We start from the raw sequence: 8,476 nt of genomic DNA, 5'->3' as shown, positions 1-8,476 counted from the left end.
GAATTTGCCGCTCAAGGCGATAGCGCCCTACGAAAAAGCCCTTGCGCTGGAGCCGGAGAACGCCCAATTCATGAGCAACCTGGGGGCCGCGTGCGAGGCCGCGGGAGATTTCGCACGGGCGATTCCGTTGATGCGGCGGGCACTGGATCTCAATCCAGGGGACGCAATTACGCTGGTTCACCTCGGTATTTCCTTGGGTGAACAGGGCTTCCATGATGACGCCATCAAAAGTTACCGGACGGCCCTTGAGCTGGACTCCGGGCATTTTGCTGCCCATTTCAATCTCGGGTTTAGCGCCCTGCTGAATGGCGACTATGCAACGGGCTGGACGGAATACGAGTGGCGGCTCAGAAGCGCGAAAGAAAAAGACGTGAAAGAGCGCAAGGTCTTTGCAAWGCCTCTCTGGCTCGGTGGGGAGGCTATCGCCGGTCAAACGATCCTGCTCTCGTGTGAACAGGGATTTGGGGACACCATCCAGTTTTCCAGATACGCCACGGAAGTGGCCGCACTCGGTGCGCGCGTGGTGCTTCAGGTGCAGGCGGGACTTAAAGAGCTGATGGGGACTCTTCCAGGGGTGACCCGCGTTCTGGAGGAGCATGAGCCCTTGCCGCCGTTTGATTGCTATTGTCCCTTGATGAGCCTTCCATTGGCCCTGGGGCATCATCGGACCGGGTTTGTGCCGGCGAGCTTGTCTTATTTGAAAGCCGATCCCGATAAAAAGGCGGCCTGGCAACAGCGGCTCGCTGCCTTGGCTGGATCTGCTACCCCCCGGGTGGGCATTGTTTGGTCCGGCAACGCCAAACAGAAGCGCGACCGGCTACGCTCTCTGCGACTTGCGGAATTTCTGCAAGCCCTGCCCGACGGAATGCCGGCAATATGCCTTCAACCCATGCTTCGTGAAGTGGACATTCCTGTCATGAAGACGCAACCTCACATCCTCTGTCCGGGCGAGGCGCTGAAGACTTTCGCCGATACGGCAGCTGTGATCGACTCACTGGACCTGGTTGTTACGTCGGATACCAGCGTGGCACACCTTGCGGGTGCCATGGGTAAACCGGTTTGGATTCTGGTTCCCTACATTCCCGACTGGCGTTGGTTGCTGGAGAGGAGCGATAGCCCCTGGTATCCGAGCGCAAGGATATTTCGCCAGGCCGAGGCTGGGGACTGGCGTCAACCCCTGGAGCAGGTGCGCGAAGCGCTGTCAATGCGTTACCAGCCGCTAATTGCCTGAGTTCACCGAGGGCCCGCGCAAGGCATCATGACCGCGACTTGCCTTGCGACGGCCGGAACTCGGCGGGCAAAGCCCTGGGCCTCGTACCGGCCTGTGCACAGGCCCTGACGGGGCAGGGCAGACTGCCTACAATGGCCGCATGACCTTCCTTCGCTCCACGCCCGCTTCCACCGCCAACAAATCCACTGTCTCGTCCGCTGCGCGGCCGACCACGGAGTCCACATCCGGACGGCTGGCGATTGCCGAAAAGCTGCTGCTGGCGCCTTTCGGCCTCACGCAGGCGCATCTGAGCCGCGCGCTGGGCGAAATTACCTCCCACGGCGCCGATGATGCCGATCTCTACTTCCAGTACACCCGCAGCGAAGGCTGGAGCCTGGAAGAGGGCATCGTGAAGACCGGCTCTTTCAGCATCGATCAGGGCGTGGGCGTGCGCGCTGTCAGTGGCGAAAAGACCGCCTTTGCCTACTCCGATGACATTTCCGAGGCGTCGCTGCTGGATGCGGCGCGCACGGTGCGCAGCATTTCTGCGGGCGGCAAGGCTGCCCGCGTCAAGACGCCCGCCCGGAAGGTGGCCGGCAGCCGTTCGCTCTACCAGGGCCTGGACCCGATCGCCACGCTGGACAGCACCGCCAAGGTCCAGTTGCTCGAGAAAGTCGAAAAACTCGCCAAAGCCAAGGATCCGCGCATCGTGCAGGTGATGGCGGGCCTGGCCAGTGAATACGACGTGGTGATGGTCGCGCGCGCCGACGGCACGCTCGCCGCCGACGTGCGACCGCTGGTGCGTCTGAGCGTGACGGTCATTGCCGAGCAGAAAGGCCGTCGTGAAGTCGGCTCGGGCGGCGGTGGCGGGCGTTTTGGCCTGGCTTATTTTGACGATGCGCAGATCGCCGAATACGTGAACGACGCGGTGAAAGCCGCACTGACCAATCTCGATGCGCGCCCCGCGCCGGCCGGCGAAATGACAGTGGTGCTGGGCTCGGGTTGGCCCGGCATTTTGCTGCATGAGGCCATCGGCCACGGCCTGGAAGGCGACTTCAACCGCAAGGGCTCCAGCGCGTTTTCCGGCAAGATCGGCCAGCGCGTGGCAGCCAAGGGCGTAACGGTGCTGGACGACGGCACGATTGCCGACCGCCGCGGCTCGCTCAACGTGGACGACGAAGGCAACGCCAGCCAGCGCAACGTGCTGATTGAAGACGGCATCTTGAAGGGCTACATCCAGGACTCGCTCAACGCGCGCCTGATGAAGGTCAAGCCCACCGGCAACGGCCGGCGTGAGAGCTATGCCCATGTGCCCATGCCCCGCATGACCAACACCTACATGCTGGGCGGCGACAAGCAGCCCGAAGAAATCGTGGCCAGCATCAAGAAGGGTCTATACGCCACCAACTTCGGCGGCGGCCAGGTCGACATCACTTCGGGCAAGTTCGTGTTTTCGGCCAGCGAAGCCTTCTGGGTCGAAAACGGCAAGATTCTTTACCCCGTCAAGGGGGCGACGATTGTCGGCAACGGCCCCGACGCCTTGACCCGCGTCACCATGATGGGCAACGACATGCAGCTCGACAGCGGCGTGGGCACCTGCGGCAAGGAAGGCCAGAGCGTGCCAGTGGGCGTGGGCCAGCCGACGCTGCGCATCGACGGCCTGACCGTGGGCGGGACGGCCTGAGTCTGTAGGTGGAAATCGTGGGCAGGTGCGCTTTTTTTTTGGGGGTTTGGGTCGTAGCAACTTATTGCGGCATGCCGTTGGTGCGGGCTGAGCCTGCTTGCGATAGCGGTGGCAGGTTGAAAAAAATCAGCGGCTCCTATGTTGCCAAGCAGCTTTGGGACGAGCTTGTCCTCAAAAAAAATTGGAGCGAGGTGACCAGTAAAAACAGTCCCATGAATGGTTATCCCACGCTATGGATTGATAAAACCGGTGAGCCGACGCTTTCTTCATGGCACGAAGCGGCTTCAAACGCTTGCTTGAACGCTTCGGGGGACAAACTCTGGGCTTATTCCAAAGACGATCCCAAGCGCCAGAGGCTTCAATACATTCGGATTGGCGATATAGGTGAGACTGTTTTAAGTGATGCATTGCTGGGACGGATATTTGGGAAGCAATGTTTTCAGGACGCGAAAGGAGCGCGTTGGTGTTTTGATCGCGGCACTCTTGCGATAGGCGAGCGCAAATATGTAGCACAGCTTGTGATGGATGGCTCAGAGATGCCCGGCTATGGCACGCCATTGAGCGTAGGAGGACAGAAAGACTTCTGGATTTTTGTGCCCTATGCCACCGGCTATAAAGTATTCAGGGATGTGTTGGCCTCCGACCCCAAGAGAAAACCAATTAACCCCAACGTGGATATTCCCTGGCAAATCCTTCAAAAATTGTCGTGAGTTGATAGCTCAACTTGAGCTGTGCTACATTTCAGCTTATGAATTCCGCCAAGTTTTATTTTGGTTACTTTTGGTTCTCAAGCGCTTCCGGCGGTAGAGAGATCAACGCGTGACCCGATAAAACGCACCGATTCTCCAAAAACCGCCGGACCTCCGGCGGTTTTTTTTTGCCCGTTTTAATTGTGTGTACTGCCCCGAATTGACCGACATCTAGAAAAGGAAACCTGCGATGAATGCCAAAGCCACCTCCGCCAGCGACAGCTGGTATGCGAGCGTCGAAAAGACCAGCCAGACCGACGACGAACGCATCAAGGACATCACCGTGTTACCCCCTCCCGAGCATCTCATCCGCTTTTTCCCGATCCGCGGCACCGCCGTCGAGACGCTGATCAGCAAAACCCGCAAAAGCATCCACAACATCATCCAGGGCAAGGATGACCGCCTGCTTGTCGTCGTCGGGCCGTGCTCCATCCACGACCCGATGGCTGCGCTGGACTATGCCCGCAAACTCGTCGAACAGCGCAAGAAGTACGAAGGCACGCTGGAAATCGTGATGCGCGTCTACTTCGAAAAACCGCGTACTACCGTCGGCTGGAAGGGCCTGATCAACGACCCGTACCTGGACGAAACCTTCCGCATCGACGAAGGCCTGCGCATCGCGCGCCAGCTGCTGATCGACATCAACCGCCTGGGCCTTCCTGCCGGCAGCGAGTTCCTCGACGTGATCTCACCGCAGTACATCGGCGACCTGATCTCCTGGGGCGCCATCGGTGCGCGCACCACCGAAAGCCAGGTGCACCGTGAACTGGCTTCGGGCCTCTCGGCGCCCATCGGCTTCAAGAACGGCACTGACGGCAACATCCGCATCGCGACCGACGCCATCCAGGCGGCGGCGCGCGGCCACCATTTCCTGTCGGTGCACAAAAACGGCCAGGTCGCCATTGTGCAGACCAACGGCAACAAAGACTGCCACGTGATTTTGCGCGGCGGCAAGGCGCCCAACTACGACGCGGCCAGCGTCGCGGCGGCCTGCAAGGAGCTCGAAGCCTCCAAGCTGCCGGCCACGCTGATGGTGGATTGCAGCCACGCCAACAGCTCCAAGCAGCATGAAAAGCAGGTCGAAGTGGCGCGCGACATTGCAGGCCAGGTGGCAGGCGGCTCGCGCCATGTGTTCGGCCTGATGGTGGAAAGCCACCTCACTGCCGGCGCGCAAAAATTCACCCCTGGCAAGGACGACTCCAAAGCGCTGGAATACGGCAAAAGCATCACCGACGCCTGCCTGGGCTGGAACGACTCGCTGGACGTGCTGGAAATCCTTTCGACCGCTGTGCAGGCACGCCGGGCCAAGAAGTAAGGTCTGCCACGCGGGTTTGTGCGAATAGCCACCAGGCCCGCAAGTCGCCGACCATGAACCCCCGATCAGGAGCCCATCATGCGCAGCGAAGTCAGTGTGACCTTCAAGGACAGCCCGCCGGTGCGGCTGGACCTCAACGAAGTGCAGCCCATGCCGCACGATGTGGCGCGTTGGTGGCTGGACGACCAGTTCACGCAAATGGGCTGTGAGCCGCTGCGGCCCACGGGCAAATTGCTGACCGCCGACAAGGTGGTGGTGGTGGCCCAGGCGGCTGGGCCGGTGAAGTTTGCCGAAGCCAAGTGGGCTCAGGAATTTGCCCGGGCGTCGAGCGCGGCGCTGGGCAAGCCGGTTGTGCATGTAGATGTCACAACATTAAGCATCAGCTTCTAGGTCCCCACGCCTCGATTTTCTTAAGCAATTCAGGCCTCTAGCCAGTGCCAATCATGCGCTGATTGCTGCTAAATTGATAGCAAGACAGATTTCAGCTCACGGCATTCTCGCCGTCACGCTTTCAGCGCCTGCAGCAGTTTCGCGTGAATCCCGCCAAACCCGCCGTTGCTCATGCACAGCAAGTGGTCGCCCGGCCGCGCTGCGGCCAGCACCTGCTCGATCAGCTGGTCAATGGTGCCGGCCACCTGCGCGCGATCCCCCATGGGCGCGAGCGCGGCGCGCGCATCCCAGTCCAGTCCGCCGGCGTGGCAAAACGCCAGATCGGCCTGCTCCAGGCTCCAGGGCAACTGGGCCGTCATGGCGCCCAGCTTCATGGTGTTGCTGCGCGGCTCGAAGATGGCAAGGATGCGTTCGCTGCCCCGGCCTGCGCTTTGCAGCTGGCGGCGCAGGCCGTCCACCGTGGTATGGATGGCGGTGGGGTGGTGGGCGAAGTCGTCATACACGGTGATGTCGCCGTCTTTGCGCGGGATCACGCCGCGTACTTCCATGCGGCGCTTGACGTTCTGGAACTCCGCCAGCGCCCGGGCCGCGGCTTCGGGCGCCACACCGACGTGCTCAGCCGCCGCGATGGCGGCCAGCGCATTGAGCTGGTTGTGCACGCCGCTGATGCCCCACTGCACATGGGCCACGGCCTCGCCGGCCTTGAGCACATGAAAGTCGTGCGGTTCGCCGTGGGCCATGAAGCCGCTCTTGTTCAGCAGGCCGCTGCCGAAGAGCAGTTGCTCACTCCAGCAGCCCTGGGCCAGCACGCGCTGCAGGCTGGCTTCGGCGGCATTGACGACCACGCGGCCTTGCGAAGGGATGGTGCGCACCAGATGGTGAAACTGCCGTTCGATGGCCGCCAGATCGTCAAAAATGTCGGCGTGGTCGAACTCGAGGTTGTTCAGGATGGCCGTGCGCGGGCGGTAGTGCACGAACTTGCTGCGCTTGTCGAAAAAGGCGGTGTCGTATTCGTCGGCCTCGATGACAAAGGTATTGCCTTCGCCCAGCCGGGCCGACACGCCGAAGTTCAGCGGCACGCCGCCGACCAGGAAACCCGGCTTCAGCCCGGCAGCTTCGAGAATCCAGGCCAGCATGKCCGTGGTGGTGGTTTTGCCATGCGTGCCAGCCACTGCCAGCACATGGCGTGGCCCGGTCGGGTGGTGGGTCGGGTGGTGGAGCACATGGCCCGAGAGCCATTGCGGGCCGCTGGTATAAGGCTTGCCGCTGTTCAGGATGGCTTCCATGAGCGGGTATTTGGCGCTGCCATCGGCAAGCCGGGCACGGGACACCACGTTGCCGACCACGAACACGTCGGGCTCAAAGGCCATCTGGTCGGCGCCGTAGCCCTCGATCAGCTCAATCCCCAAACCGCGCAGCTGGTCGCTCATGGGCGGGTAGACGCCGGTGTCGCAGCCTGTCACTTTGTGCCCTGCTTCCCGCGCCAGGGCGGCCAGGCCTCCCATGAAGGTGCCGCRGATTCCCAGAATATGTATGTGCATGGCCTGTATTCTAGGCAGGGCTATCCGCGGGCCTCACACGCCTGGATCCGGTGGCCAGGCGAAAATTCAAGGAAAAAGTGCCTCCCGGCCAATATGGATAAGCGCAACCAGCTATTGATTTCATAGCGGTCGGGTGTGCCGTGGGCTGGGGTGAACTTTAGCGTCTGGCGGGAACCCAACCCAAGGCACAATCGCTTCGCCCACACCCGCATCATTGATCCGCATCACCCATTGACCTTCGATTTTGGCCTTTCCTGGCCGAAGCCAGCCGATCTTGACACCTCATACCCTTAAATCCGAAATCGCCGCCACGGCCGCAGCGCTGGTGGTGGAAGAAGGGCTGGAATATGGTCCGGCCAAACGCCGCGCCGTCAAACAGATGGCCTTGCCGGCCCGTACCGAGCTGCCGGGCAATGACGAGCTGGAAGACGCCGTCCGCGAATACATCGCACTTTTCTGTGCCGACACCCAGCCCGCCGAGCTGGCGGCCCTGCGTGAACTGGCGCTGGTCTGGATGGAGCGGCTGGTGCAATTTCGGCCCTACCTGGGCGGCGCCGTCTGGCACGGCACGGCCACCCGGCTGTCCGACATTTACATCCAGCTGTTCTGCGATGACCCCAAATCAGCCGAGATTGCCCTGATTGAGCACAATGTGGACTACGAGCCGCGTACCGTGACCGGCTTTACCGGCGACAGCGTGGAAGCGCTCAGCCTGCGAAGTGTGTGCAAACCTTTGAATGAGACGGTGGGCGTGCACCTGATGGTCTATGACCACGACGACCTGCGCGGTGCCCTGCGGCCCGACGTCAAAGGCCGGACCCCGCGGGGCGACCTGGCTGCCGTGCAAAAATTGCTCTCCCCCCAAACCGGAACTTCAAACACGTGAATCGCAGAAACATGCTTTATGGCGGCGCCGCCGCCTTGGCCGGCCTGGCGGGTGCAGGCGTCGCCTGGTGGAAATTCCAGCCCCATGCAGTGGATGAAAAGGTGGTGGCGCCTACTCCCGGCAGCCCATCTGGCAGTGCGACCGACGCATTCTGGAGCCTGAACTTCGACACGCCCGACGGCAAGAACCTGTCCTTGAGCAGCTTTCGCGGGAAGCTGCTGTTGGTGAATTTCTGGGCCACCTGGTGCCCGCCCTGCGTAGAGGAATTGCCTTTATTGGATTACTTCTATCAGGAAAATCGCGATAAAAACCTGCAAGTGCTGGGTTTGGCTGTCGATCAGCCCAGCGCGGTGCGAACCTGGCTGCAAACCAGACCGCTGCATTTCCCGGTCGGCATGGCCGGCCTGGGTGGAACGGAGCTCAGCAAGTCACTGGGCAATATCGCCGGCAGTTTGCCTTTTACCGCGGTGTTCAGCGCCTCGGGTGAACTGCTTCACCGCAAGATCGGCAAGGTCCTGCCGGAAGACCTGGCGCTCTGGGCCAAGCTCAATTAGGCGCAAGGCATTGCTGATGGGCCGTGCTGCATCGAAACCTTCGGTAACAGCCGGGAACAGCCTCTAACGGTATCTTCCGCGGGGTTTTTGAGGCGGAGCAGCCAGCCGCCAGACGGTTGGGAATGGCCTCCGGCTTGATGTACACTC

Annotated in this window: 8 protein-coding genes; 7 read left to right on the top strand and 1 reads right to left on the bottom strand. The window is 61.4% G+C overall.

All coding sequences use genetic code 11. The features are described from left to right. The 5 genes from AC1DWI_RS07090 to AC1DWI_RS07070 all read left to right on the top strand — a co-directional run. Nucleotides 1–1,231: tetratricopeptide repeat protein (locus tag AC1DWI_RS07090; RefSeq protein ID WP_477724592.1), on the top strand; the 1,231-nt coding region annotated here is incomplete at its 5' end. A gap of 139 nt (nt 1,232–1,370) precedes the next feature. Next, nucleotides 1,371–2,894, top strand: coding sequence for a metalloprotease TldD (gene tldD, locus AC1DWI_RS07085; protein WP_477668382.1), 1,524 nt, complete (start codon nt 1,371–1,373; stop codon nt 2,892–2,894). Between the two features lie 8 nt (nt 2,895–2,902). After that, nucleotides 2,903–3,604 carry a hypothetical protein gene (locus AC1DWI_RS07080; protein ID WP_477668381.1) on the top strand — a complete coding sequence of 234 codons (702 nt, stop codon included), beginning with the start codon at nt 2,903–2,905 and terminating at the stop codon, nt 3,602–3,604. A 229-nt stretch (nt 3,605–3,833) separates the two neighbouring features. Beyond that, complete coding sequence (locus AC1DWI_RS07075) at nt 3,834–4,958, top strand: 3-deoxy-7-phosphoheptulonate synthase (RefSeq protein WP_477668380.1); 1,125 nt, start codon at nt 3,834–3,836, stop codon at nt 4,956–4,958. Between the two features lie 78 nt (nt 4,959–5,036). Further along, nucleotides 5,037–5,348 carry a hypothetical protein gene (locus AC1DWI_RS07070; protein ID WP_477668379.1) on the top strand — a complete coding sequence of 104 codons (312 nt, stop codon included), beginning with the start codon at nt 5,037–5,039 and terminating at the stop codon, nt 5,346–5,348. 113 nt (nt 5,349–5,461) lie between these two features. On the opposite strand, the gene mpl is transcribed toward AC1DWI_RS07070, so the two are convergent. Continuing rightward, nucleotides 5,462–6,889 carry a UDP-N-acetylmuramate:L-alanyl-gamma-D-glutamyl-meso-diaminopimelate ligase gene (gene mpl / locus AC1DWI_RS07065; protein ID WP_477724591.1) on the bottom strand — a complete coding sequence of 476 codons (1,428 nt, stop codon included), beginning with the start codon at nt 6,887–6,889 and terminating at the stop codon, nt 5,462–5,464. A gap of 274 nt (nt 6,890–7,163) precedes the next feature. Here mpl and AC1DWI_RS07060 point away from each other — a divergent pair, with 274 nt between their 5' ends. Both AC1DWI_RS07060 and AC1DWI_RS07055 read left to right on the top strand, forming a co-directional pair. After that, the gene (locus AC1DWI_RS07060) at nt 7,164–7,775 is read left to right on the top strand and encodes a hypothetical protein (RefSeq protein WP_477668377.1); all 612 of its coding nucleotides are present in this window, start codon (nt 7,164–7,166) and stop codon (nt 7,773–7,775) included. After that, complete coding sequence (locus AC1DWI_RS07055) at nt 7,772–8,329, top strand: TlpA disulfide reductase family protein (protein ID WP_477668376.1); 558 nt, start codon at nt 7,772–7,774, stop codon at nt 8,327–8,329. The genes AC1DWI_RS07060 and AC1DWI_RS07055 overlap by 4 nt, the downstream gene beginning before the upstream one ends. The last annotated feature ends 147 nt before the right edge of the window (nt 8,330–8,476 follow it).

It is taken from the genome of Polaromonas sp. P3_C2 (assembly GCF_056402675.1).
This window is presented reverse-complemented; position numbering and strand designations above follow the sequence as displayed.